General features: G+C 63.7%; 16 protein-coding genes and 1 tRNA gene. 7 read left to right on the forward strand and 10 right to left on the reverse strand.

Going from position 1 to position 26446, the window contains the following annotated elements; all coding sequences use genetic code 11:
* Positions 1-703: 703 nt before the first annotated feature.
* The 4 genes from CS006_RS09735 to CS006_RS09750 all read left to right on the forward strand — a co-directional run bounded on the left by CS006_RS09735 (position 704) and on the right by CS006_RS09750 (position 4923).
* Positions 704-2290 carry a dolichyl-phosphate-mannose--protein mannosyltransferase gene (locus CS006_RS09735; RefSeq protein WP_165777337.1) on the forward strand — a complete coding sequence of 529 codons (1587 nt, stop codon included), beginning with the start codon at positions 704-706 and terminating at the stop codon, positions 2288-2290.
* A gap of 158 nt (positions 2291-2448) precedes the next feature.
* Positions 2449-3366: an NUDIX hydrolase gene (locus CS006_RS09740; protein ID WP_100511641.1), complete on the forward strand. Its 918-nt coding sequence runs from the start codon at positions 2449-2451 to the stop codon at positions 3364-3366.
* 191 nt (positions 3367-3557) lie between these two features.
* Complete coding sequence (locus CS006_RS09745) at positions 3558-4325, forward strand: DedA family protein (protein ID WP_100511642.1); 768 nt, start codon at positions 3558-3560, stop codon at positions 4323-4325.
* A 525-nt stretch (positions 4326-4850) separates the two neighbouring features.
* Positions 4851-4923, forward strand: a tRNA-Ala gene (locus tag CS006_RS09750).
* A gap of 709 nt (positions 4924-5632) precedes the next feature.
* Here CS006_RS09750 and CS006_RS09755 read toward each other — a convergent pair.
* Positions 5633-6655: a LacI family DNA-binding transcriptional regulator gene (locus CS006_RS09755; RefSeq protein WP_165777338.1), complete on the reverse strand. Its 1023-nt coding sequence runs from the start codon at positions 6653-6655 to the stop codon at positions 5633-5635.
* Between the two features lie 496 nt (positions 6656-7151).
* Between CS006_RS09755 and CS006_RS09760 the strand changes: the two genes are divergently transcribed.
* Entirely contained in the window at positions 7152-9743 is a 2592-nt protein-coding gene (locus CS006_RS09760; RefSeq protein WP_100511644.1) for a glycoside hydrolase family 31 protein, read from the forward strand.
* 170 nt (positions 9744-9913) lie between these two features.
* On the opposite strand, the gene CS006_RS09765 is transcribed toward CS006_RS09760, so the two are convergent.
* From CS006_RS09765 to CS006_RS09775, 3 genes are all read right to left on the reverse strand, one after another.
* Entirely contained in the window at positions 9914-11329 is a 1416-nt protein-coding gene (locus tag CS006_RS09765) for a sugar porter family MFS transporter (protein WP_100511645.1), read from the reverse strand.
* Positions 11330-11508: 179 nt separating this feature from the next.
* Positions 11509-14790 carry a tetratricopeptide repeat protein gene (locus CS006_RS09770; protein WP_165777339.1) on the reverse strand — a complete coding sequence of 1094 codons (3282 nt, stop codon included), beginning with the start codon at positions 14788-14790 and terminating at the stop codon, positions 11509-11511.
* Between the two features lie 228 nt (positions 14791-15018).
* Positions 15019-15876, reverse strand: coding sequence for an AraC family transcriptional regulator (locus tag CS006_RS09775; protein ID WP_165777340.1), 858 nt, complete (start codon positions 15874-15876; stop codon positions 15019-15021).
* A 128-nt stretch (positions 15877-16004) separates the two neighbouring features.
* Between CS006_RS09775 and CS006_RS09780 the strand changes: the two genes are divergently transcribed.
* Positions 16005-17048, forward strand: coding sequence for an aldose epimerase family protein (locus CS006_RS09780; RefSeq protein WP_100511648.1), 1044 nt, complete (start codon positions 16005-16007; stop codon positions 17046-17048).
* Positions 17049-17171: 123 nt separating this feature from the next.
* Here CS006_RS09780 and CS006_RS09785 read toward each other — a convergent pair whose 3' ends face one another.
* Positions 17172-17894, reverse strand: a complete 723-nt coding sequence (locus CS006_RS09785) for an HAD family hydrolase (RefSeq protein WP_100511649.1) — start codon at positions 17892-17894, stop codon at positions 17172-17174.
* Positions 17895-17995: 101 nt separating this feature from the next.
* On the opposite strand from CS006_RS09785, the gene CS006_RS09790 reads away from it, so the two are divergent.
* Positions 17996-19435, forward strand: a complete 1440-nt coding sequence (locus CS006_RS09790; RefSeq protein ID WP_165777341.1) for a DUF5067 domain-containing protein — start codon at positions 17996-17998, stop codon at positions 19433-19435.
* 59 nt (positions 19436-19494) lie between these two features.
* On the opposite strand, the gene CS006_RS09795 is transcribed toward CS006_RS09790, so the two are convergent.
* The 5 genes from CS006_RS09795 to dnaB form a co-directional block, all read right to left on the reverse strand.
* A complete protein-coding gene (locus tag CS006_RS09795) occupies positions 19495-21291 on the reverse strand; it encodes an ABC1 kinase family protein (RefSeq protein ID WP_165777351.1) in 1797 nt (598 codons plus the stop codon).
* Positions 21292-21586: 295 nt separating this feature from the next.
* On the reverse strand, positions 21587-22072 hold the full coding sequence (locus CS006_RS09800) for a phasin family protein (RefSeq protein WP_100511652.1): 486 nt from the start codon (positions 22070-22072) through the stop codon (positions 21587-21589).
* 306 nt (positions 22073-22378) lie between these two features.
* The gene (locus tag CS006_RS09805; RefSeq protein WP_100511653.1) at positions 22379-23146 is read right to left on the reverse strand and encodes a type 1 glutamine amidotransferase; all 768 of its coding nucleotides are present in this window, start codon (positions 23144-23146) and stop codon (positions 22379-22381) included.
* A gap of 11 nt (positions 23147-23157) precedes the next feature.
* Entirely contained in the window at positions 23158-24579 is a 1422-nt protein-coding gene (locus CS006_RS09810; protein ID WP_100511654.1) for a Mur ligase family protein, read from the reverse strand.
* Positions 24580-24621: 42 nt separating this feature from the next.
* Entirely contained in the window at positions 24622-26028 is a 1407-nt protein-coding gene (dnaB, locus tag CS006_RS09815; protein ID WP_100511655.1) for a replicative DNA helicase, read from the reverse strand.
* Positions 26029-26446: the final 418 nt, after the last annotated feature.

Raw genomic sequence — 26446 nt, forward strand, 5'->3', positions numbered from 1 at the left:
AGAATCTCCCAAACACCGCACAGATACTCCACGTCCGGCAAACATAAACAGACCAAAACCGAACGCTTGCGGCTCGTCCGAGACAACGCCGACGACCAGCCCGAAAACACCCCCGTCCATCGGAAAAATCCCGTATCAGTATTCGGGAAAAATCCCCCTGCCGGCTTGCATTTTCGCCTCGTCCGGAAATAATTGGAAGTACAAGCAAAACTCAAGAGCGGAGCCCACAAGAGTAGATGATCACCAAGGTCAATGATGTTGGGCGGATACCAGACTTTTACCGCCACGACGACGATGTTGTGTAGAGATTCCGCATTGTGTAGCGCTTGTACATAGAACCGGCCCCCGAATGGGGGCCGGTTTTTGTTTACCCGAAATCGTGCAGGTCCTCCGATGCCCGGCACATTCGCCACCCAACATCCCCACCGCCCACCGCACCTGTCACCCAGCTCATCCGTCACCCACCGCACCCGCCGCTCCGCGCACCAGCATCCAACGCATCCGCACCCAACACCCAACGCATCCGCGCATCTCACGGCCCTCCACCATGCGTCCACAACGACCCATTACCCTTGAAAGGGTGAAACCGGAAACCGTCAAGCGCACCGAACGCCACATCCCCGGCAGCCGGCATACGGCGGCGATCGCCCCGGACCAGCCGACAGCACCGACCAAAGAGCCGGCCTCGCCGAAAGCATCGGCCATGCCGGCATTTCTCCATGCGTCGCGCATCATGAACTGGGTGCTGCCCATCCTCATGGCCGTGTTCGGCGGCCTGCTGCGGTTCATCCGACTCGGTTCGCCCCGCGCCGTGGTCTTCGACGAAACGTATTACGTCAAGGACGCGTGGACGATGATCATGACCGGAGAGCCACGCAACTGGCCCGAGACCATCAACGGCGTCGACATCGACAACCTCTTCGCCCAAGGCATGTATCTCAACGCCTGGGATTCCAGCGCGGAATACGTGGTCCATCCGCCGTTCGGCAAATGGTGCATCGCACTCGGCATGCAGCTGTTCGGCGGCGCCGCGAACACGTTCGCCTGGCGCGCTGCCACGGCCGTCGCCGGCACCGTGGCCATACTCATCCTGTGCCGCATCATCCTGCGGCTGTTCCATTCGCTGCCGATGGCGATGATCGGCGGATTCCTCATGTCCATCGACGGCATGGGTATCACGCTCAGCCGCACCGGACTACTCGACAACTTCATCATGGTATTCGCGCTCGGTGCGTTCGCATGCATGCTCGGCCACCGCGACTGGGCGCGCGATCGACTGCACCGGGCCTACGCCCGCGAATCCGTCCAGCGTGGCGTCCGATGGCTGCCGCCATCCGGCAATGATCCGGCCGCGCCGCTGCGGCTCGACTCCGCCGGCCCGTTCATCGCGTTCTCATGGTGGCGCCTTTCGGCCGCCATACTGCTCGGTCTGACCACCGGCGTGAAATGGTCGGGAGCCTACCTCTTCGCCGTGTTCTGCGTCATCAGCGTGCTGTGGGACGCATGGGAGCGCCATGTCGCCGGCTTCCGCAGCTGGCTGATCACCGGTCTCTGGAAGGACGGCCTGCTCGCCGCCGCATACATGGTGCCCGTCTACATCGCGACGTATCTGGCCACATGGATCGGCTGGTTCACCCACCCCGACTCGTACATGCACGACTGGGCCGAGAAGAACCCCGGCGCCGGCATCACATGGCTGCCGCAGTCATGGCGTTCGTTCGTCGAATATCACGTGCAGATGTGGCAGTTCCACACCACCCTCGACGCCCCGCACGACTACAAGGCCAACCCGCTCACCTGGCCCATCCAATGGCGGCCGACCAGTTTCTACTGGCAGGAGCTCGACGGGCATCCCGGACTGTGCTCGCTCAGCCCCGACTCCAAATGCGTGGCCGCGATCACCTCGCTCGGCAATCCGCTGATCTGGTGGCTGGGTTCGGCATGCGTCATCGCCGCCATCATCATCGCCGTCGCCGTCAGACGCGGCGACTGGCGAATCTGGGCCGTGCTCGCCGGGTTCCTCGGCGGCTGGCTGCCGTGGGCGCAGTATCTCAACCGCACCACGTTCACGTTCTACGCCATCGTCATCCTGCCGTGGATCATCCTCGGATTCGTCTACGTGGCCGACTGGCTGCGCAGCCGTCTCGACGCCTTCACGTTCTGGTGGATCATGGGCGGCGTGCTCGTCATCATCGCCCTGGTGTCCGTGTTCTTCTACCCCATCTGGACGGCCATCCCCGTACCGTACGAGTTCTGGCTGTCGCACATGTGGCTTGAAAGCTGGATATAAATTGAACGATCAGGGACTTTCAAGCCACGTGTGCGACCGTCACGCTCGATGCATCGCGCTCCCCTCGCCTACGGGGAACCCACCGGGTTCCCCGCTTCACGGCTCGGCTCATGTGGCTTGAAAGCTGGATATAGGAAATTCTTTCGGGAAGGAATGCCATGGGATTGGGAAACGTTTCGGAACGCAGATCGCAGCCGCCGCAGATCGGCGTCTCCGTGGTGATCCTCGCCTTGGGCGGCGATGAGGATTCGACCGGGACGACCGTCGATTCCTCCGACGCCGCGACCGCCACGGCCGCAGTCCCGACGACCACGCCAAAACCGGCCTCCGGCGGGCGGAGCCGACTGTGGCTGCCGCTCGTCCGTCGCGTGCGCCAGCCGTTCAAAGGCATGTGGGCGCTGCCCGGCGGCGGCCTGCGCGCCGACCGCTCGCTCGAACAGGCGGCCTACGCGGCGCTGGAATCCACGACCGATCTGCATCCGCGGTATCTCGAGCAGCTGCATACGTTCGGCGATCCCGCGCGATCGCACGGCGGCCTGCCCATGGTCTCCATCGTGTACTGGGCGCTGGTCGGCCGGGCGGAGACGAAGGACTTCGCCGACGCCGACAACGTGCGGTGGTTCCCCGAACACGACCTGCCCGAGCTGGCGTTCGACCACCGGCAGATCATCGACCATGCACTGTGGCGGCTACGCAACCGCATCGAATACCCGGAGGTGGCCACGCGACTGGTCGGCGACACGTTCACCCTCGCGCAGCTGCACGACGTATACGAGGCGATCGCCGGCGAACCGATAGACCTGGCGAATTTCCGCCGCAAGATGCTCGCCTCCAAACAGTTGGAGGCGACGGGCGAGAAACGCCGCGAGGGACGGCACCGTCCGGCGGCCGTGTATCGCTACGCCGACGCCGCGACGCCCGACGGCACGGACGGCAACATGGCCGTCGGCGACGGGCCCCGATGGCCGGGGCGCGCGGCCGGCGCCGTCGGCGCGCCGGCCGATAGCACGGACCCAGCCGAAGTCCGCGACCCTTCGGACGACGCCATCGCCGCGCTCATCCCCTCGCGCGAGTAGGTATCCCGTACCCCGGTAGGACTCGAACCCATCGGAAGACCCATCCCCTCGCGCGCTGATTTGTAAGGATTTCGACGGCAGTTCAAGCGGGCCATGGCTCGTACATGACGGAATGCTAGGGTGGTTGACGGTTACAGACTCCGTTCGATATACCATCAAGTACTTGTCTGAAGGATCTATCAAGGATTTTCATGCGTTTCGTCAATTTCATTCTTGAACTGCTCAAGGACCCGCGCGCCGCGATCGCCGGGTGGATTGCCATGGGACCGGGCGTGGCATGCGGCTTCATCTTCCTCATCGTGTTCATCGAGACGGGCGTGGTGTTCTTCCCGTTCCTGCCCGGCGACTCGCTGCTGTTCGCCGCCGGCGTGTTCGCGGCCCCCGATGCCGTGACCGGCCAGTCCGCGCTGCCGCTGCACATCCTGCTGCCCGTGGTGTGGACCGCCCCGATCATCGGCGACCAGTGCAACTACTTCATCGGCCACTTCTTCGGCCGCCGCATCATCAAATCGGGCAAGGTCAAGGCCATGACGCCCGAGCGCATCGAGAAGACCGAGAAGATGATCGACAAGTGGGGGCCGCTCGCCGTGTTCCTCGGCCGCTTCTTCCCCTTCATCCGCACGTTCATGCCGTTCATCTCCGGCATCTCCGGCATGCGCTGGAGCCGTTTCACGCCGTTCTCGGTGCTTGGCGGCCTCACCTGGTCGTCGCTGTTCACGTTCCTCGGCTTCTTCTTCGGCAACATCCCCGCCGTGCAGAAGCACTTCGAGCTGGTGATCGTGCTGATTCTCGCCGTCTCGCTGCTGCCGACCATCATCGGCCTGCTCAAGGCGAAGTTCGGCAAGAAGAAGGCTGCGGCCGACGAAGGCCTCGAAGGAGGCGAGATTGCCGGCGGCGCAGTTACCGCGACCGTCGACGCCACCGGTTTCAGCGATTCCACCCCGCGTCACGCCGCCTGAGAGAAGTCGTTTCGCATTTCGTCCGGTCGGTTCTCCGCCGGCCTGAAAGCATAACCCGTCCGGAACCCTTCGCCGGACGGGTTTTCATATCCAAAACCCGAGTTGTGGGTGCTTCATTTCCGGGACGGGTCGCCTTCGCTACGCGATTCCGCCATTCTCCGGCACCGCACACGGCATTCCCTGCAATACGAATACCCACAACTCGACATTTCGCGGTGAAAACGGAGCATACGGACCCTCGAAACCCGTCGAAACCCGAGTTGTGAGGCTTCTTTGACGAAACCACGCCTCCCTGCCCCATAAATTCCGCCATTTTCCAACATTGTTTTCTGCGGTCTTGCCCCGGCAAGCCTCACAACTCGAGTTTTTGCGGCAACGGAAGCCGTTTGCGTCTATGAGGCCCGAACAACAGCGTCCAAATGCCCGCAATGTGGAAGAATCGTGGACCTGACGCCGACACGAATTGCACGAATCGCGTTCGCGTATTAAAGTAATGCAAGTTGTCGCGTTAAGCACAGCACCCTTGGGGCTATAGCTCAGTTGGTAGAGCGCTTCGTTCGCATCGAAGAGGTCGGGGTTTCGACTACCCTTAGCTCCACGAAGGCCTTCTGCATTCATTCCACCGCGGAAGGCCTTTTTCATATCTGCATGACTTTCACCCGAGTGAATCCTCCGGTCCGCGACCGATTAATCCCAGCCTTTCTCATCTTCTTGCCGGATTGCGTCGTCGAACAAACCCCATAATGAACAGATTGACCCACGGTTAATGAATATGCCAGACCCACTAATCCTCGCCGCGAACCGACAGACCCACAAACCTAATCCACCAGACCCACAAAACCGATTGAGTAGACCCATAAATTCGACCACTTGGGCCTGCACTACCGTCCATATAGGTACACAAACCGATAGACCCACGAAACCGTCCCGCGACGGCCGCGAACCGACAGCCCCACGAAACCGCCATGGTTTCTTCAGGGAAATTTAAGGGTTTCGCATCGTTATGCCAAGACTCGTGGGGTTATATAGGAAATGTCAACGGAAACGCCAAGCGGCAACGCAGGACGCGACCGGCGATGAGGCTCCTACTCCTCGGGAACCTGATAATTGAACCTTTCTTCTTCTCCTCTCTTCCTCTTGCCCCGGTGCCCAACCCACCGGGGTTTTTCTTATCCATTTCCTATCCATCGAGCTTTCTGCCGAAACCTGGCCGATACGTTCGTCAGCGACCGCATTCCGGCCTCGTCATAATCGATTTGGCCAAATTCGCGCCTCGTGCCGCTCGCACTACTGGCCGTCCGCCTGCGTCACATGCGCGTGGCGGTGGAGCGCAGAATCAGCGAGGCCTGCAGCATGGAATGCGGGTCGGCAAGAGTTTCGCCGCGCATGAGCGTCACGAGTTTTTCGGCGGCCATACGGCCCATCAGCTGCGGGTCCTGATGCAGCGTGGTCAGCTCGGCCATGGAGGAAAGTGCGTTGTCGTCGAAGCCGATGACGGCGAGGTCCTCGGGCACGCGCAGCCCGACCTTGCGCACCGCGTACATGAGCGCGATGGCGAAGTCGTCGGTCTCCACGCATACGGCGGTGGGACGGTCGCGCTTGGAGATGATGCGGTTCGCCGCTTCGGAGACGGCGTCCTGGAAGCTGTGGAACTTGCCGAAATCGCGCCCCTCGAACAGGCTCAGCTCGTCCTCCCCGTATCCCATGGATCGCGCCACATCGAGGAATGCGCCCGAACGCAGCTTGGCGCTGAACTGGAAATCGGGGTTGTCGGGCATCTCGACGAATCCGATGCGCTTGTGACCGAGCGAGTTGAGCAGTTGCACGGCCTGTCGCATGGCGTTCATGTCGTCGACGCGCACGGTGGCGCTGTAGCCGCCGATGGCACGCGCGTCCAGCCCGACCGAGGGAATCGTCAAGTCCTCGAGGATGCCGACCTGCTGCTGGTCGAGCATGATGGAGACGACAATCATGCCGTCGGCGTTGCGGTTGCCGGGCAGCTGTTCGAAGAATCGGCGAAGATCGGCCTGCGTGCGCACGATGAGCGGCACGAGATCGTAGCCGGCGTCGGCGAGGACCTCGTATGCACCCTGCATGGCGGCCGAGTTGAACCAGGTGTTGAGCGAGTCGGTGAACACCATGGTCACGCGCATGGTCTTGCCGCTGGCCAATGACGATGCGCTGCGAGACAGGGTGAAATGCAGACGGTCGGCGACCTCCTGCACGCGTGCGCGGGTCTTTTCGCTTACCCGGCCGGTGCCTCGCAATGCCCTCGACACCGTGGATTCGGATACGCCTGCAGCCGCCGCCACATCCTTCAGACTTGCCACGCCGTTCTCCTTCATCGCTCGTTCAAGGCCTGCACACCATGCATATGCGTCGGGAATCGAACCGTCCACATGCCTCGCCCGCCAATCGACGTCATATCGACGCCGCATCGGCCCTTCTCTGCGCAAGACTTGCGCAACCACTGTTCTTTTTACCGCAAGCATGGGGCAATACGCAAATAACGGGAATATGCCAAGCGTTTGCCCATTTTCGCGGGCGCCGCGCACGCGCCGCGCGATGTTCGCGCAGGCCGTGCGCCGTCGCCGCGGCACCATCAGACGATGGCCGCACCATCAGGCGATCGTCGCATCGTCGGACACAACGAACCATTGCCGAACGGTCGTTGTCATCGTTGATATTAACGTTTGCATCAATATATCATCTGATATTCATGACAACTTGCGCAGCAATTGCGCAAGCGCTAGCATAAATATCGTATCCCCAACGATAAGATGAGAGTGTTCACCAATCTGAACCCGGCGACGAAGGAGTCCGCACATGGTAGATACATCCCTGTTTTCAATGAAAACGCTGAACGCGCATCCGGCCACGAATCCCGCGACCGTGCTCAGCGGCGACCATTGGCGCATCAGCCTGCTCACCGATGCGCTCGTGCGCTTCGAGTGGTCCGATTCAGGCCGGTTCGTCGATACGCCGACGCAGATGGCGTTCAACCGTGACTTCACAGCGGCCTATGGCGACGACGTCCCGCAGTTCACGGCAGTCGAACGCGACGGCTGGCTGGAGATCGATACGCCGAGCCTGCATATCTCGTACAACAAGCGTCCGTTCACCAAGGAGGGCTTGTACGCCACGGTCAAAGGGGTCGCCAGCACCGACAACACCTGGCATTACGGCGACGACCAGCTGCATAATCTCGGCGGCACGTATCGCACGCTCGACTGGGCGAACGGCCGCATCCCCGTGGACGACGGCGTGAACAGCACCGACGGCTGGGCAGTGATCGACGATTCCGAATCCAACATCATCATCAAGGCCGATGAGGTCGGCGGCCACGCCAATCCGTTCGGCACATGGGTCGTGCCGAAGCCGGAGCCGACGACCGACCTGTATCTGTTCGGCTACGGCCATCGCTACCGCGAGGCCGTGCATGATTTCTACAAGCTCACCGGCCCGACGCCGCTGCTGCCGCGATTCGTGCTGGGCAACTGGTGGAGCCGCTACCATCGCTACACCGAAGCCGAATACCAGGAGCTGGTCACGCGCTTCGAGGCCGAGGGACTGCCGTTCACGACGGCCGTCATCGACATGGACTGGCATCTGGTGGACGACGTCGACCCGAAGTACGGCTCGGGCTGGACGGGTTACACGTGGAACAGGGACTTCTTCCCCGACCCGCAGCGATTCCTGCATTGGCTGCACGACCATGGCATGAAGACCACGCTGAACGTGCATCCTCGTGACGGCGTGCGCGCGTTCGAGGACGCCTACGCCGACATGGCCAAGGCGACGGGCGTGGACCCGAAGACCGGCGAGGCCGTGCAGTTCGACCTGACCGACCCGACGTTCATGGCCGCATACTTCGACAAGCTGCATCATCCGATGGAGGACGAGGGCGTCGACTTCTGGTGGCTCGACTGGCAGCAGGGCGGCGTGACCCGCCAGCGCGGCCTCGACCCGCTGTGGATGCTCAACCATCTGCATTACCTGGATTCCGCGCGCGGCGACGCCCGTCGCGAAGGCGAGGATACCGATCCGGCGCAGAGGATGGACGCCCGCCCGCTCACGTTCTCGCGCTACGCCGGTCCGGGCTCGCACCGCTACCCCATCGGCTTCTCCGGCGACACCGTGGTGACGTGGGAGTCGCTGAAGTTCCAGCCCGAGTTCACGGCCACGGCCTCGAACATCGGCTACGGCTGGTGGAGCCACGACATCGGCGGCCACATGTTCGGATACCGCGACGAGGAGCTGGAGGCGCGCTGGTACCAGCTGGGCACGTTCAGCCCCATCAACCGCCTGCATTCCACCGATTCGCCGTTCAACGGCAAGGAGCCATGGAACTTCCACACCGAGGTGCGCGACGCGATGGATGCCACGCTGCGCTTGCGCCACGCGCTGATCCCGTACCTGTACACGATGAACTGGCGCGCCGCCCGCGAGGCCGAGCCGCTGGTGCAGCCGTTGTACTGGGACTACCCGGAGATCCGCGACGCCTACAAGCTCACCGATGAGTTCCTCTTCGGTACGGAACTGCTGGTATCGCCGATCGTCACTCCGATCGACCGCGACGTGCAGATGGCGAAGGCCGACGTGTGGCTGCCGCAGGGCACGTGGTTCGACTTCTTCGACGGCCGTCACTATGTGTCGCGACCTGCCGACGGACGTCGTCTCGAGGCGTGGCGCGGACTCGACCGGACGCCGGTGTTCGCCAGGGCCGGCGCCATCGTACCGCTGCAGGAGCTGCCGGAGAACGGCGCGGCGGCCGCAGGCGATGGCGGCACGCTGAACTCCGTCGCCAACCCCAAGGCCCTGCGCGTGCTGGTCTTCCCCGGTGCGAACGGCGAGTTCACCATGATCGAGGACGATGGCGCGGTGGAATCCGAAGTGCGTAAAACGACCACATGTTTCACGTGGAACATTGGCGGCGAGGTCGGCTCCGGCAATGCGTCGTTCGTCATCAATGCGGCCGAGGGCGCGACCGACGTCATCCCCGAGGAGCGCTCGTGGACGGTGGTGTTCCGCGGCGTGAAGGACTCGGCGGTCACGGTGTCGGCGGCCGGCAGCGCGGCGGTCGAGGCCCGGACGTCCTACGACGAGGAGACGCTCAGCCTCATCGTCGAGATTCCCGCCACCGCAGTCAGCGAAACCATCACGCTCACGCTGACCGACGGCGCGACGGTCGCCGAGAACCCGACGTCCGACGACGTGTTCCGCGTGCTCAAGGACGCGCAGATGTACTACCTCACCAAGGAGAAGGCCAAGTCCCTCATCGACGACCTCGGCGTCGCCGCCCTGCCGGGACTCGCCACCCTCGAGGACCTGCACGGCGTGGACGAGAGCCGCTACAACGACTCCCACATGCCGCAGTCGGTGGTCCAGGCGCTCGCCGAGGTGCTCACGCGCGCGTAGCCGCATGGGCATCGCATAGGCACATAGCCGCGTAGACACGTCCACATAGCACATGGGACATACGCGCGAACAGACACCGATGGGGCTGCACGGCGAAGCGTCGTGCAGCCCCATCGTCATATTTGCGATATCCATTGCGCCATTGCGATATCACCGCCGAAACGTCATCGTCACTTCTTCGGACGGAAGAACTCCTCGATCTCCTCGAGACGCTTGCCCTTGGTCTCGGGGACCAGGAACCTGACGCCGAGGAAGCCGATGATGTCGAGCGCCGCGAAGAACAGGAACATGCCCTGGCCGCCCCAGCCGGAGAACATCATCGGGGTGAACTGGCCGACCAGCCACGCGGTGCCCCAGATGAACACGCCGCACAGGCCGGAGGCGCGGCCTCGCAGATGCGTGGGGAACAGTTCGGGAATCATCACCCAGGTGACCGGGCCCATGGAGAACGCGAACGCGGCGATGAATCCGCAGGCGAACACCACGACCAGCACCCCCGACGCATTGAACATGAAGGTCAGCGCCATGGCGATGGCGAACGCGGCCATCAGCGCCGTGCCCCACAGCATCAGCGGCTTGCGTCCCGCGCGGTCGATGAGCACCATGCCCACGACGGTGAACACCAGCTCGACGCCGCCCACCATGGTGGACGCCAGGAATTCCGAGTTGCCGCCGAAGCCGGCGTTGCGGAAGATGGTCGGTCCGTAGAAGGAGATGGTGTTCTGGCCGACCGCCTGATTGAACACGGCCAGGAAGATGCCCACCATCATCGCCTTGCGCAGACCGGGACCGAACAGTTCGGCGAAGCTGCCGCTCTGGTCGAGCTTGATGGACGCCTCGATGGCCTTGGCCTCCTCGCGCGCGCCTTCCGTGCCGTTGATGCGTTCGAGGATCCTGAAGCCCTGCTCCTGCTTGCCGGACTGCATGAGGAATCGCGGGCTTTCCGGCGCGAGCAGCATGAACACGAACAGCACCAGCGCGGGCGCGGCGCCGATGCCGAGCACCCAGCGCCAGCCGGTGCTCACGCCCCATGCATGCGAGCCGGACTGGGCGATGCAGAAGTTGATGATGTTGGTGAGGAAGATGCCGATGATGCACAGGAACTGGTACATGGAAGACAACGTGCCTCGCCATTTCGCCGGCGCGCATTCGGTGACGTACGTGATGGATATCGACGACGACAGGCCGATGCCGAGGCCACCGATGATTCGCGCGGCGATCAGCTGTTCGGGTGACTGGGTGAACGCGGCGAACAGGCCGGCGATGAAGAAGAACAGGGCGCCGAACATCATGACCTTGCGTCGGCCGATGCGGTCGCTGAGGAAGCCGGATGCGCCGACGCCGACCACGCCGCCGATGAAGATGCTGGAGACGATGAGGCCCTCATGGGCCGGGGTGAGGTCGTAGAGCTCCTGCAGGAAGCCGATGGCTCCGGAGATGCTCACGGCGTCGTAGCCGTAGAGCAGGCCTGCCATGCCGGCGCTGAGTGCCAGGATGATGACGTATTTCATGGATCCTTGCGAGACCGGCGTGGTCGACGGTCGGACGGCGTCGTCTTCGTTGACGACCTTGTGCGTGGAGGACATGATGATTCCTTACTGTGATGACTGCGATATTGAGATGGTTACGGCTTCGTTGCCGATATGAAAAACGGGACGTCCTGGAGGAGGAGAGATCAGGACGCCCCGTCTATGGAAGAAGGAGGGGAACCGGCCGCCGATATGGTCGGAGGAGTCGAACGTGTCGGCGGCCGGTATGAGGGGGATCAGGCGTCGAGCGCGCCGAGCAGGTGCAGCTCGAACCTGGCCTTGAGGTTGTCGGGGTTGAGCTTCAGGCTCTCCTCGAACAGCTCGCGGGCGCCGGCCTTGTCGTTGAAGAACAGGCGGCTGTAGGCGAGCGCGCGGACCGTTTCGGCCTTGTGCTCGGTCACGCCGTCGGGCACGAACGACAGGTGCAGCGAGGTGACGATGGGCTTGCGGTCGAGGTCGTTCTTCACGTCCTCCTCCCACTTGACCACGGAGGCGCTCATGTCCTTGCGGGAGATGATGTTGTCGCCGAGCAGGCGTTCGGCGAGCGCCACGTAGTAGTCGGTCTCCGGTCCCATGTAGGGGCTGTAGTTGCTGTGGATGAAGGGCAGCAGGCGGGATGCGGCCTTGCGGGCCTCGTCCTCGCGGCCGAGCTTCTGCAGCGCGGCGGCCTCGAACCAGCGGGCGTAGTACAGCTGCTGGGTGTCCCACCATCCGGCGCGGAAGTTCGCGGGGATGATCTGCGCGTTGCGGTAGCATTCGAGCGCCTCTTCGACCTTGCCGTCGCGTTCGAGCAGTCGGCCCTTGCAGCACAGCGCGAAGGTGTACGACTCGGTGAGGTAGGTCTCCTGGCATTCGGCGGCCACGAACTCGTGGTGCTTGAGCACGTCGAGCGCCTTGTCGAATTCGAACACGTTGCTGTAGGCGTCGGCCAGGTCCCAGGAGAGGGTGTCGGAGGGCTTGTCGGGCAGGTTGGCGAGCAGCCAGTCGAGGCGTTCGCGTCCGTCGACGCCGAGCTTGGCGGCCACGTAGTTGGTCTCGCGCACGAGCGTGTCGTCCTTCGGCTTGACCTCCACGGCCTTCTTCATGAGTTCCAGTGCCTCCTCGCGGCGGTCGAACTTGCTGAAGTAGGCGATGGCGAGGTTGCGCCATGCGATGTAGAAGCCGGGCTTCAGTTCGGTGACCTTCTTCCACTGGTCCGCGGCGGCCTTGTACTGCAGCTTGTTGTACAGGATGCAGCCGTACAGGTAGGCGGCGGTGTAGTCGGTCGGGTCGGCTTCGACGGCGGCCTTGAGCACGGGCAGCTCCTCGAGGCGGTACGGGAACACGTCCACGATCGGGCTGTCGGACACGGCCTTGCGGTTGGAGGCGGCGGATTCGGTCTTGCCGAGCGCGTCGTAGACGAAGGCGAGCGTGTAGTGGGTCATCGGCGTGGACTGTCCGGCGAGCTTGGCGCCTTCGAGCAGGGCGACGGCCTCGTCCTTCAGTCCGGCGAGCAGCAGGTCGAACGTGACGTCGAGGATGGTCTGCGCGGGGTTGCTCAGCAGGATCGAGTAGAACTCGCCGAGGTCCTTGCCGGAGTAGTAGAGGTGCGCGAAGCGTGCCAGGTGGTCGAGGCGGTCGCGGGCGATGATGCCTTCGAGCTCGGCCAGGCCGGTCTCCTTGTCGCCGAGCTTGATTTCGGCGATGGCCTTGTAGGTGCCGCAGATGGCGTGGTCGGCTTCCTTCTTGAGCGCCTGCTCGGCGTGCTCCTTCATCTTGGCCCAGTCGCCGCGCTGTCCGTCGATGCCGGCGATGTAGGTCATGGCCGGGGAGATGACGTTGTTGCTCCACGCGGCCTTGAAGAAGGTCTCGTAGGCGGCGTCGACCTCGCCCTTGCCGTACTCGCACAGCGCCTTGAGGTAGCTGTAGGTGCCGTCGTACGGGTTGTGGTTGAACCGGTTGAGCACCTTGTCGGCGCGGCGCAGGTATTCGAGCGCCTCGTCGTACAGGGCGTTGTTGTAGCGGTCCTCGGCCATGGCGAGCAGCGACGGCAGGTGCTCGGGGTCGCGTTCGAGCGCCACGAGGTAGTAGTCGCGCCCCTTGAACGACGGGTCGCGGTACTGGTCGATGTGCTGGCCGGCCACGTAGATCTCCTGCGCGGTGGTGAGCTCGTGCGGGGTGGGGATGCCGGGGTTGTCCTCGGGGATGCGCAGCACGTCGGGCTTGTCCTCGGTGTAGTTCATGAGCACGGTGCCGTCGGCGGCGGTCAGGCGCAACGTGTAGACGTCGGCCGGCAGCGCCACGTCGAACTCGCGGTAGTCGCCCGGGTCGAGCGTGATGCTTTCGCGCAGCACCGTGTTCTCGCCATCGGACACTTCGAGCACGGCGTCGGCCACGCTCTTGGTGACGGCGATGCGCACCTCGCTGTTGGCCTTGTCGAGGTTGACCACGCCGTGGATGTTGGCGAAGGTCGGGGCCTTGGTGCCGTGGATCGGGAACCAGAACTGCGACCAGGTCTTCACCTCGTAGGGGGCGATGTACGTGAAGTCGGGCTGGTCGTCGGAGTAGGCGCCGGCCATGAGCTCGGCGTGCTCGCCGTCGTTGTCGGTGAGGTTGCCGTTCCATGCGTCGCCGAGGTCCTCGAGCGCCCACATGAACTGCTTCTTGCCGGGGACCATGTGGTGGTCGGCCACGTGCACGGTGCCGCAGTCGCGGTCGTGGTCGTAGCCGCCGAAGAAGTCGTACTTCGAGGGGGCGGCGAAGTAGGAGTTGCCCTTCAGCGTGTTCTTGTGGATGCTGATGTCAGTTTCCTCTTCGTGGTTCTCCACCGCGTACCAGCCCTTGGTGATCGGGAAGGTGGCGTGGTGGCGGTCGTAGTGGTGGTGCACGTAGCCGACGTCCTGCGGGAAGAACAGCTGGTAGTTGGCGTTGACGTGGATGCCGGCGTTCTCGTACCAGAGGAACGGATGCTTGACGGGCGTGCGGTTGTCGATCTTCACCACGGTCTCGTAGTAGGAGACGTCCGGGCGCAGCTTGACGCCCCACGTGCCCTTGAGACGGTACTGGCCCGGCGAGGGAGCGGCCTCGGAGCACCAGACGATCACGGTGCCGTCGTCGAGCTTCTCGATGCTGTAGTCGACGGCCATGTAGGTGCCGGGACGGTGGTGGAACGGGAAGTTGAACTCCATGCCGCCGGAGATCCAGTTGCCGTAGGAGCCGACGATGACGGGCTTGATGCGGTGGTGACGGTAGAGGAAGTTGTAGTCGTTGACCTTGTCGTAGCCTTCGAGGATGCGGCCGCCGAGCTCGGGCAGGATCAGCAGGCGGATGTAGTCGTTTTCGAGGCGGACGACGGTGTACTCATGGTCGGTGAGCTTGTCGCGTTCCACGCCGAGCGTCACACGGTTCGGGTAGGCGTAGCCGGTGGAGCCCTGGTGCTGGCGGAACTCCGAGTACATGGGCATTTCGTCGGGGGCGGGCGGTTCGTAGGTCGGGATGATCATCTTCTCGACGCCGGTGACCACGGGATTGTGAGGCATGGGAAACTCCTTCATTTCGTATGCGTTCGTTGGGTTTTGCAATGTTCTTGACTGCGCTGTCACCATCAAAGTTACGCCCGAAACCAAGGGGTCGATTTATAAAAAATGCTTTCCGATATTTAAAAAACATCCAAGGAACCGAACATCGATAATGTTCGGATAAGGGCGTCGTTTTCCGACCGGCCGACGATGTCGAAGGCACCGGCCGGCCAAAAAACGACGCCGACGCTATCCCCGCACCGACCGTCGGTACTCCAACGGCGTCATGCCCTCCGCGTTGCGGAACGCCAGACAGAACGCGCTCGGCGACGAAAACCCGCATTTTGCGCAGATCCGTTTCAACGAATCGTCGGTCCTGGCAAGCAGCCGCTTCGCCGCGTCCATGCGCGCCTTGACGAGGAACGCGTGCGGCGTCAGTCCCGTCGCCCTGCGGAACTCCTTGATGAAATAGCCGCGGCTCATGCACGCCATATTCGCCAGCTCGTCGTTCGTCAACGGTTGGGCGAGATTCGCCACGATGAAATCCTGCACATCCTCCATGGCGTACTGATGGGCGGACTCCCCCTCGGGCGCATCGTCGCCGGAACCGGCGCATTCGGTGAGAATGTCGGTCAGATACCGCGACATCAACGGTTCCGACATCCGCGTGCCCTCACGGAAGCCCTCGCCGATGCGTCGCAGACGATTCACCGCGAACTGCGAGTTGGCGGTGGAGAACACGTTGCCAGCGCGCTCGCTGATGAAGTCGTAGTACATGCGCGCGGAGATGCCGTTGAAGTGGATCCACAGCACCTCGCTGTCCGCCAACGCCTCATATGACTGCGGTTCGTAGCAGTCGATGAGCACGAAGTCGCCGGCATGCGCGACGATGCGGTCGCGTCCGGGGATGTCGATGCCGAATCTGCCCGATCGGATGAAGAACAGCAGGAAATTGTCGAGCGGGCCACGGTTGAGCCTGTAGCCGGCCACATACCGGTACGATCCCAGCCACTCGGGGTAGAGGAACACCTTCGCGCCCGAGTTGGTCGGCTGGTACCGATAATGCTCGGATTGCTCGTTGACCACGTTCCGTTCCGCCGGTTTCATGACGCACTCTCCTTCGAGTCGTTTGTCGGCCGTCCGCATCGTCGCGTCGGCATCGCTGCGCACTTTTCGATAACGTTACAGCACTTTTCATATAGTATGCCGCACGGCCATCGACGTAGCCTGACCTCATGGCACACCTTCAGGAAACGCCCGCGCCGACATTCGACGACGATATCCGCGCGGTTGATATTGCAGGCCCGGACGGCATGGCCGCCCGTCTGACGAACCATGGCGCACGACTCATGTCATTGACCGTGCCCGACCGCGACGGACGTATGACCGACGTGACGCTCGGCAAGGACGATCCGCACGACTACCTCACGGATGATACATTGATGGGCGCGATCGTCGGGCGCAACGCCAACCGCATCCAAAACGCGCGGCTCATGCTCGGCGGACGTCAATACCGGCTGACGGCGAACGAGGGACGGAACAACAATCACAGCCAGCCGAACGGATACGAGCATCGCAATTGGACGATTCTCGACGTCGGCGACTCGTTCGTCGAGTTTGCGTTGGACAGTCCCGACATGGACCAGGGATTCCCCGGACGGTTCCGCTTGCAGGTGCGGTATGCGCTGGTCGGCGGCGGATTGACGCTGACCGTGCGCGGCGGCTGCGACGAGACGACCGTCGCCAATCTGACCACGCATACGTATTGGAATCTCAATGGCGAGGGAAGCGGCGACGTGCTCGGGCATCGACTGCATATACCGTCGGAACGGTTCCATCCGACCGACGAACGGTTCATTCCCCTACCGGAGCCGGCGGCCTCCGTCGCCGGCACGCCCATGGATTTTCGCGATACGGCCGTCATCGGCGAACGACTGCACGAAGGAGAACGACGTGGCGACCGGCAGATCGCGCTCGCCCGCGGATACAATCACGCGTTCCCGATCGAGGGAACTGGTCTGCGTCTTATGGCCGAAGCCGCCGGCGAGCGCAGCGGCATCCATATGGCGATGTATGCGAACGCCCCGACCGTGCTGCTGTACACGGCCGGATTCCTCGATGGCGTCTCCGGCAGACACGGCCATCGGTATGGCCCTTCCGCGGGACTATGTCTGGAGCCGGGATTCGTGCCGGATGCGGTGCATCGCACGGATTGCGCCAGGCCGGTTCTGCCCGCCGGCACCGGGTACCGGCTCGACGTGCTGTATCGGTTCGGATGAGAGGCAGCGTGTCACGCTGGTCGGACGCGGGGCCGATTCGCGGGCATGAGCCGCCTAACCCACATAACGCAAACGGTCCATTCCATGCAGCCGAAAGCCCGGCCCGGTCACTCCCCCGCCCGACTACGCAGCCAGGCGCTGCTTCACGAAGTCGCCGAGCAGCTGCGGGGTCACGCCGTCCCAGGTTTCGACGCAGGCGAACTGCGGTCCGTTCTTCGACGGCGGGTTGTCGGAGCGGATGTAGCCGGTCAGCGCAATGGTGGTGGCGCCGGCGCGGACCGCGGATTCCAAGCCCACGGCGGAATCCTCAAGCGCCACGCATTCGCGGATCTGATCGCCCTCGATGCCGAGCTTGGCCGCGGCCGCGAGGAACGGCGCGGGATTCGGCTTCTTCTCCTTCACGTCGTCGGCGCATACGTATGCGTCGAACACGCCCGCCGGGGCCTGTGCAATCGCCGACTCGGCCATGGCGCGCGGCGACGCCGTGACGAGCACATTCGGCACGCCGGCCTCATGCAGGGCCGACACCACGTCGAGCACGCCGGGAATCCACGGCATATGCTCCATCTCTCGCTTGGCCACGAAGGCGATGATGCCTTCGGTCAGCTCCTCCACGCCGAGCCTGATGCCGCGGTCGATCATCATCTGCGCCACCTGGGGCACGGGGGTGCCGGTGACCTTCCAGCCCATCTCCTCGCTCCAGTCGCCGCCGTGATGCTCGGCGAACCACAGCTCGGCCTCGTGCCAGATCGGTTCGGAGTTGATGAGCGTGCCGTCCATGTCCCAGAACGCCGCGCGTGGCAGCGTGCCGTCATACGTCGTCTTGTTCGTCGTTGTATTCGCCATGATTTCACTCTAAAAAACGACCCCAACAAACGCGCGCCCGCGCACCGGCCACCATGCCGCCCGTGACGTACACTGGAACCACAGTGAACGAAGGGGTCATCATGGGATTGTTCGGCGGCAAAGGCAACGACGGCGACCACGACGCCAACGGCAGTACCGACGACTACATTTCACCGTTCGACAACCAATCGAACTACGTCAATATCGACGACTCCTCATACACCGGACCGGCCACGGGCTCACCGCAAACGCCCACGGTCGCGCCGTCCGGCCCACAGTCCGCATATACCGCGCCCGCATCCGTGCCGTCATCCGACCGCCGGCGGAAGGCCGGGCCGTCAAGCGCCGACGCGGCGCTGCGCAACAACACCCGATACCGCGACGCCCAATACAACAACACCCGCCATGGCAATGCCGACACCGTCGTCGACACCGCAGCCTCCGCCGACACCGGTTCATCGGGCCGAAAATCGCAATCCACGTGGTGGAGCCGCCTCGTCACCATCGTCATCATCCTCTGCCTGCTGCCCAGCTTCTCCAACATCATCGGCGGACTGTTCGGATGGCATCGCGGCTCATCGCGAACGACCGGCGGCTACTCCACGACGACGCCCACGTCGAAGCCGGTGAAATACGAGGTGCTCGACCGCACCGGCAAGCTCATGTATCTTACGCAGTCCGACAAGACGCTCAGCGCCGAATTCACCGTCGTCTCCGCACAACGCGGCCCGAAAAGCTGCAGCGCGCAGAACACGGTTCTGGTGAAATACCGGGCGAAGAACACGTCGAAGACCGACATCGACATGCAGTCATATCTGTCGTTCGACGTCTATGATTCCGGCATCGGCCTGCGTCAGATCGGATGCTTCGCCGGCGGCAATCCGGACGGCTATGATTTCTCCGACACGATACGCAAGATCGCGCCCGGCGCATCGCTGGAGTTCATGAAGGCGTATGAGCTGCGCAACAACAACGACACGTTGTTCGATGTGCGCATCGGCAATTATGCGCGCAACCTGCCGAAGTCCGTCGGCGCCTCGTTCACGCTGCCCAAGGATTCCTCGGTCACCGACGTGACCGAGCCCGGCAAGGTCGTCAAACCCGATATGCCGCAAGGCTTCACGCTGGGTATGACGCGGTTGAACGGCGCCTCCTACCGACATGACGACGTATTCGACGACAAGCGGGCCGTCGACGTCAAGGCCACGGGCGTGACCCGTGGCCCGAAGACCTACAACGGCAAGAACACGGTGATCGTGACGTATCAGTGGGTCAATCGCACGCCGATTCCGTTGACGTTCACCAATGCCGTGGCCACGACCGCGTACCAGGACGGCGTCGAGCTCAAGCAGACGGTGCTTTCCCAGCCGTTCGCCGGATATTCGGTGGCGACGCGCGACGTGCCGGTGATGGAGGACGTGCCGATGACCACGACGATGGCATATGAGCTGCGCAGCGATTCGACACCGGTGACGACGTCCGTCAAGGGGTATGCCGGACTTGACGGCAGGACCGTGAAGAAGGAGTTTCCGCTGGGGTAAGCGCCTTGCCGCGTTCACTCTTTTTGGGGAATCCAAAAAGAGTGAATCGGCCCCTTGCGCTAGCTCCGCTTTTTCGGCCGGTTCTTGCGGAAGATGTCGATGACGATCCATACCGACAGCAGGAACGCGACCACATATCCCATGAATCCGATGACGGGGATGCCGAAGATCACCGGCTTCATGCCCGCGTAGTACACGATCGACGAGCCGACGAACAGGCCGACGACGATCAGCGCCATCGTGAGCCTGTCGACCATGTAGCTCAGCTGGCGGATGGGCTCCTCGGAGCCGACCATCTCCACGTTGGCCTTGAGCTGGCCGCGGGTGAGCATGCGTGCGGCGGTGCGGGCCTCGGCGAGCGCGCCTAGGGTGCCGTGCAGCGCCTTCTGCCCCTCGATGCCCAGCGTCTTCATCTCCTCCTTGGCGGCGGATCTGAGGCCGCGCGTGGAGGCGATATGCGCGGTGATGATGGCGATCATGTCGGTGTCGGGAAGGAATTCGTCGAGCACTCCTTCGAGCGTGACGAGGCCACGCGCCACGGTGGTGACGATGCCGGGCAGTTCCACATGGTGCTTGCGCGAAAGCTGGATGAGCGCGGTGACGAACGCGCCGATGTCGAGGTCCTGCAGGCTTACGGTGCCGAAGTCCTGCACGATGGCGTCGAGATCGGACAGCAGGCCGGGATAGTTGACCTCCGCGGTGTCGGAGGGACCGGCGAACCGGAGGAACGCCTCGGCGAGCGCGGGCGAGTCCTGCTTGCCGACGGCGAAGATGATGTCCTGGAGGATGGATCGCGTGCGTGCGGAGAGCCGGCCGGTCATGCCGAGGTCGATCATCACGATCTTGCCGTCGTGGATGATGATGTTGCCGGGGTGGGGATCGGCGTGGAAGAAGCCTTCGTCGAGCACCTGAGCGGCGTAGTTGTCGACGAGCTTGGTGCCGATCTCGTTGAGCGAGTAGCCGGCTTCGACGAGCTGGTCGGGATGCGAGACGGAGATGCCCTCGACGTAGTCCATCACGACGATGTGCTCGGTGCACAGCGTGATGTACGGCTTGGGGCAGTCCATGTACTTGTAGTCCTTGGCGAATTCGCGGAAGTCCACGAGGTTGCGGGCTTCGATGAGGAAGTTCGTTTCGGACTGGAAGCTGTCCCAGAGCTCCTCGATCACGCCGTTGAGGTCGATGATCTGCGCGGATTTGATGTATTTCGTGGCACGGCGGGAGATGGAGCGCATGATGTCGATGTCCTGCGCCATGGTCTCGCGCACGCCGGGCCGCTGCACCTTGACGGCGACGTCCTCGCCGGTGACGAGCCTGGCGCGATGCACCTGCGCAAGCGATGCCGAGCCGAGCGGCGTGCGGTCGATGGAGGCGAAGATCTGGTCGACCGGCCGGCCGTATTCGCGGGCGATTGTGTCGAGCACGGTCTCGTAGGGCATGGGGTCGGCGTCGGCGCGGAGCTTGGCGAGTTCGTCGCAGAATTCCTGCGGCAGGATCTCGCTTCGCATGGAGAGGGTCTGCCCGACCTTGACGAACGTGGGGCCGAGCGCCTCGAACATGAGCCTCATCTTCACCGGCGTCAGGCCGTGGAAGATGTCGAACTGGCGGGCGATGGCGAAGATCTCGCGCAGACGGTGCAGCCGGCCCTTGCGGGTGAGATGGTACTGTTCGGCGAACGTGGGCTCCCGGCTGCCGAACAGGCCGATGGTGCGTTCGGAGTCGGCGAGATGTCCCTCCTCCTCGCTGACGGGCGTGCCGGAGATGGCGTCGAGCACCTGCTCGTCGGTGAGCAAGGGGTCGTTCGACGCATCGGTGACGGGCGGGTCCGTGGCGGTCCCGCAGCCATTGTCCGTCATCCTGCCTGCCGTCTCGTCATCGGCCGCGGCGTCACCGGCCGTTTTGCCCGCCGTCGTATGCGACGCCGTCTTGTGCGTCTCCAATGTCATAGTTCACCCATGGTAGTCAGGCGATGCACATCTTCTGTGAACCCCCTCAGACCGCCTTCGGCGGCCAGCTCCCCTTACGCTGTAGGGGGAGCCAAGCGAACGACATCGTGCTCGGGCTCCCCTCATGATTGAGGGGAGCTGTCGGCGAAGCCGACTGAGGGGAGTTGACCCGGAACGGGTCTTACGCCAATACGTATCTGCGGATTTATTCGGCCTGCTCGCCGGCGGGGGCGTCGGCCGGCGTCTCGGCGTCCGTGGATTTCGCAGGACCCTCGTCGTCCGGGGCAGCCGGGGCGTCCGGCGCGGCCTCGGCCTTCGCCGCCTTCGCGGCCTTTTCGGCGTTGATGGTTTCGGCGAGCTGTGCGACCTTGGCCACGTAGGCAGCGCGCTCCTCGTCGCTCATCACCGACAGCCGGGCCTTGAGCGCGGCCTCCTTCACGTCGTCGACGGTCTCGCGGGCCTTGGCGGCGGCGTCCTGCGCGCCGGTGAAGGCGTCCTTGGCGGCACCCTGGGCCTTGCGCGTCAGTTCGGAGTTCAGCACCTTGCCCTGGTCGACGGTCAGTTCGCCCTTCTTCACGAGGTCGTCGACGATCTGCTGGCCTTTTTCGGCTCCGGTCGCGACGGCGCCCACGCCGGCCAGGAAGATCGTACGCAGTCCCTCGCCCAAGTCGTTGAAGTTGAAATCAGCCATGATATCGCTCCTTCACGTCGTGTTCGTCGGCGTTCGGCGATGCCCCGCGCGGCGTTGCGCGCGGCGGGCATGCGCCGCCGCCATCGCCTCCAACTTTACCGCAGCGGCAAGGCGCGGCGGATGAACAGCTCGCCCCGATATGTCGGCGCACCGCTCCCCCGCCGGCCATACGGCAACGGCGGGCGGCCCGTGTGACGGGCGACGACCGTCCAACCCGACGACGCCGGCCGCCGGTTATCGCGGACGGCTGGCGGCCACGCGGCGGCGACGGCCGGCGCGTCACCGAAACGACGCCGGCTCCGTCCCCTACCGCGGCCGGGATGCGGCCACGCGACGCGCCTCTACGGCGAAATGCTCCAGACGGTCGAGCTCGGCTTTTGCCGTGTCGGTCACCTGCGGCTCGAACGCGCCGTAGCGGCGTTCGGCCGCCTTGGCGATCAGGAAGTCCGAGATCTTCGGGTTCTTCGGCAGCAGCGAGCCGTGCATGTACGTGCCGATGACGTTGTTCACGCGCGCGCCCTCGGTGTGGTCCTCGCCGTTGTTGCCGCGTCCTTCGGCGTTCACGTGGCCGAGCGGCGCCACGCCTTCGCGCAGGAACGTCTGGCCGGAATGGTTCTCGTAGCCGATCACGTCGCCGAAATCGTTGGAATGCTCCACGAGGTTGCCTATCATGCGCACGTCCTGACCGACCGTGTACGCGCCGATCACGCCGATGCCGTCGAGCCGCTTGCCTTCGGACGTTTCGAAGTATTCGCCGAACAGCTGGTACATGCCGCAGATCATGAGCATCGGCACGCCGTCGGCGGCGAGTTCGCGCAGCAGGTCTGCGCGCGTGAAGAAGTCGTCGATGATCTTGCTTTGGCCGCTGTCCTGGCCGCCGCCGCCGAGGATCATGTCGACGTGCTCGGGCCAGTCGTCACCCTGGTTGTAGTGGTGGATCACCGGCTCGTAGCCGTATAGCGCAAGCCGCCTACGGATGGTGAGCACGTTGCCCGAATCGCCGTAGATGTTCATGTCGTTCGGGTACAGGGACACGACGTCGATCACGCGACGTTCCGTCGTTTCGTTCGTCATCATCAGCTCCTTTACTCCCGCCCCACGCCGGCGTCGGCGACGTCGGCGATGCGGCCGAGATGCGCGCGGACCTTCAGCATGGACGTGTACGTGCAGTAGATGCGCTTGGGACGACCGGCGTCCTTGGCGAGGAACGCGTCGACGGCGGCGTCGATGTCGGGGTTCACGTCGTCGACCGCGACATCGTCGTAGCCGAGGCGCAGGGCCATGTCCCACGCGCGCACACCGGAGACCATGCCGACGCCGGTGCCGCGCAGACCGGTGAAGTCGACGTCCCACAGCCAGCTCATGTCGCGGCCGTCGGCGTATTCGTCGTTGATGACGATCATCGTGTCGTGGCCGGCCGGGTCGAACGACGTGAGCGCCAGCCGGAAGCCCATCGGGTTCTTGACGAGCAGGAGTTCGACGTTCGTGCCGTTGACGTCGATGGATTCGCCGCGGCCGAACGCGGGCGTGACCTCGGCGACGGCGGCGATGAGGTCGTCGTCGGTCGGATGGATGTTCGGCATCGCGTCGGCGGCGTCGGCGACGACCGCGCGGACGACGGCGAGCGCGGCGGCCGCGTTGAACAGGTTGTAGACGCCTTCGAGGTGCACGTCGGTGGAGAACGTCGCACCGTCCATGAGGAAGTCGGCGTGATGGTCGCCGACCCTGGTGAGCGCCACGTCGGCGGGGAGGGCATTGCCGGCCTTCCTCTCCCCTGTCGGCTGGCCGCCGTCGACGACGTCCGTCCTGTGCATGTCGTCGTCGGTGGGGAAGAACGAACGCAGGTCGTCGGAGAGTCCGAAATAGTAGACGCCGGTGCCGTCGGGCACGACGCCGGCGAGGCGCGCGATGCGCGGGTCCTCGCGGTTGAGCACGACGGTGCCGGTCGTGGTCTCGGCCACGTGGCTAAGCAATCGTGCGGTGTTGTCGATCTCGCCGAAGCGGTCGAGCTGGTCGCGCATCACGTTGAGCAGCAGCGCATAGCGCGGCCTGACCTGACGGACGAAGTGCACGGCGTAGGCCTCGTCGAGTTCGAGCACGGCGATGTCGGCGTCGAGACGGCCTCCCATCGTGACCTCGGTGAGCAGTGCGGAGACGACGCCGCGTGTGAAGTTCGAGCCGGTGGGGTTGGTGAACACCTTGAGTCCGAGACTGCGCAGCATGGAGGCGACCATGCGGGTGGTGGTGGTCTTGCCGTTGGTGCCGGAGACCAGTACCACGCCGAGCGGCAGCTGCGCGAGCGTGCGCGCGAGGAAGCCGGGGTCCACCTGTTCCACGATCCTGCCGGGGAATGCGCTGCCGCCATGCTTGAGCAGCCTCGACAACGCGCGCACGCCCTTGCCTATCGCGGGCGTGGCGAACGCGTTCCACGCCTTGCGCGGCGCGGCGGTATGCCGCACGTCGACGTCGTTGGCCGAAAGCCCGGCCTGGCCATTGCTTTTCACCATCTCATGCCTTTCCGATTCGCCCACCACCATAGCAAGCCGAGGTCACACGCCCTGCTGGAAGTCCTGCGGCATGTCCTTGAACTTGGAGTTCGCGCCGAGGAACGCCAGGTTGAACGTTTCGGTGGGGCCGTTACGATGCTTCGCCATGATGATGTCGGCCTCGCCGGGACGGTCCTCCTTGTCGTAGAAGTCCGGCCTGTGCACGAGGAACACCACGTCGGCGTCCTGCTCGATGGAACCGGATTCTCGCAGGTCGGAAAGCTGCGGCTTCTTGTCGTTGCGCATCTCGGGGCCACGGTTCAGCTGCGAAAGCGCCACGACCGGCACCTCGAGCTCCTTGGCGAGCAGCTTCAATGCTCGCGAGAATTCGGAGACCTCCTGCTGGCGGCTTTCGACGGCCTTGCCGGAGCTCATGAGCTGCAGGTAGTCGATGACGACGAGCTTCAGGTCGTTGGTCTGCTTGAGCCGGCGGCATTTCGCACGGATCTCCATGAGGCTCATGTTCGGCGAATCGTCGATGAACAGCGGGGCGTCGTTGAGCTTGCCCCAGAAGTTGTTCAGCGTGTTCCAGCGTTCCGGCGTGATCTCGTCGGCGCGGCGCAGCGCGCCCAGCGGAATGTTCGTCTCGGCGGCGATGATGCGCTGCGCGAGTTCGTTCTTGCTCATCTCCAGGGAGAACACGACGGTGGTCATATGCTCGTGCAATGCCGCATGGCGCGCGAAGTCGATGCCCAGCGTGGACTTGCCCATGGCGGGTCGGCCGGCGACCACGATCATCTGGCCGGGCTGCAGGCCCTGCGTCACGTCGTCGATGTCGCGGAATCCGGTGGGGACGCCCTTTTGGATCAGGCCGTTCTGCAGGGCGTCGAGCTGGTTGAGCGTGTCCTCAACGACCGGTCCGATGGCCTCGTAGTCCTGTCGCACCTTGCCCACGCTCATCTCGTAGACCTCGGCCTGCGCGAGGTTCACGATGTCCTCGGCCTGCGAGCCCTCGGCCGAATAGCCCATCTGCGCGATCTTCGTGCCGGCGGCGATCACGTTGCGCAGGATGGCGCGCTGGTGCACGATGTCGGCGTAGTAGGTGGCGTTCGCGGCGGTCGGCACCGATGCGACGAGGCTATGCAGGTAGTCCGCGCCGCCGACCTTGTCGAGGTTGCCCTCCTTGAGCAGCTCGTTGGCCACGATCACCGCGTCGACCGGCTGCGAGGCGGAGAACAACGTGATGATGGCGTCGTACACCGTCTGGTGCTTCGGCTGGTAGAAGTCGGTGACGTCGATCATCTGACTGACCTCGCCGATGGCGTCCTTGCTCATGAGCATGCCGCCGAGCACGGCCATCTCCGCGTTGTCGTCGTGCGGCGGCACGCGGTCGAAGATCGGGTCGCGGTCGCCGTCCGCCCTCGAACCGTTTCCGGCGCGGTCATTCCTCTCAAACGTCTGTTCTGCCATGGTCCCGATTCTAGGAAGGCCATGGCGGCGATTGCGGGATGTACGCGCATCGCGTGCGGAATCATTGCATTACGCGCGCGTCCGGCGCATGGCCCCCAGGTCGACCCGGCAGGGGTTCCCAGAATTCTTAAGAAGAAAAGGCCAAAAGTTCTAAAAATTCTTCAGAAGGTCCGATATGCGTATATAGAAGAGTTCACACTGTAGACGGTGTTTCGTGGGGTGAACGGCGGATGATGTTGTGTTTACCCTGTCGTAACCCGACGATGGGGAAATCCCCAATGATTCACGCTGTTATCCACATGATGTGGATAAAAATAGTGAGTTATCCACATTTCAGGCGTGTCACCGTGGATAACAGCCAAGGTTTTCCACACAATGGGGATAACCGTGTGGAAAACTTGGGGATAACCACGTGCAT

Source organism: Bifidobacterium primatium (assembly GCF_002802875.1).
GTDB classification, from domain to species: Bacteria; Actinomycetota; Actinomycetes; order Actinomycetales; family Bifidobacteriaceae; genus Galliscardovia; species Galliscardovia primatium.

What these genes read in the sequence shown, in the direction of transcription:
- CS006_RS09735 (WP_165777337.1), top strand. Translation starts at nt 704, where the DNA reads ATGCCGGCATTTCTCCATGCGTCGCGCATCATGAACTGGGTGCTGCCC.
- CS006_RS09740 (WP_100511641.1), top strand. Translation starts at nt 2,449, where the DNA reads ATGGGATTGGGAAACGTTTCGGAACGCAGATCGCAGCCGCCGCAGATC.
- CS006_RS09745 (WP_100511642.1), top strand. Translation starts at nt 3,558, where the DNA reads ATGCGTTTCGTCAATTTCATTCTTGAACTGCTCAAGGACCCGCGCGCC.
- CS006_RS09760 (WP_100511644.1), top strand. Translation starts at nt 7,152, where the DNA reads ATGGTAGATACATCCCTGTTTTCAATGAAAACGCTGAACGCGCATCCG.
- CS006_RS09765 (WP_100511645.1), bottom strand. Translation starts at nt 11,329, where the DNA reads ATGTCCTCCACGCACAAGGTCGTCAACGAAGACGACGCCGTCCGACCG.
- CS006_RS09770 (WP_165777339.1), bottom strand. Translation starts at nt 14,790, where the DNA reads ATGCCTCACAATCCCGTGGTCACCGGCGTCGAGAAGATGATCATCCCG.
- CS006_RS09775 (WP_165777340.1), bottom strand. Translation starts at nt 15,876, where the DNA reads ATGAAACCGGCGGAACGGAACGTGGTCAACGAGCAATCCGAGCATTAT.
- CS006_RS09780 (WP_100511648.1), top strand. Translation starts at nt 16,005, where the DNA reads ATGGCACACCTTCAGGAAACGCCCGCGCCGACATTCGACGACGATATC.
- CS006_RS09785 (WP_100511649.1), bottom strand. Translation starts at nt 17,894, where the DNA reads ATGGCGAATACAACGACGAACAAGACGACGTATGACGGCACGCTGCCA.
- CS006_RS09790 (WP_165777341.1), top strand. Translation starts at nt 17,996, where the DNA reads ATGGGATTGTTCGGCGGCAAAGGCAACGACGGCGACCACGACGCCAAC.
- CS006_RS09795 (WP_165777351.1), bottom strand. Translation starts at nt 21,291, where the DNA reads ATGACGGACAATGGCTGCGGGACCGCCACGGACCCGCCCGTCACCGAT.
- CS006_RS09800 (WP_100511652.1), bottom strand. Translation starts at nt 22,072, where the DNA reads ATGGCTGATTTCAACTTCAACGACTTGGGCGAGGGACTGCGTACGATC.
- CS006_RS09805 (WP_100511653.1), bottom strand. Translation starts at nt 23,146, where the DNA reads ATGACGAACGAAACGACGGAACGTCGCGTGATCGACGTCGTGTCCCTG.
- CS006_RS09810 (WP_100511654.1), bottom strand. Translation starts at nt 24,579, where the DNA reads ATGGTGAAAAGCAATGGCCAGGCCGGGCTTTCGGCCAACGACGTCGAC.
- dnaB (WP_100511655.1), bottom strand. Translation starts at nt 26,028, where the DNA reads ATGGCAGAACAGACGTTTGAGAGGAATGACCGCGCCGGAAACGGTTCG.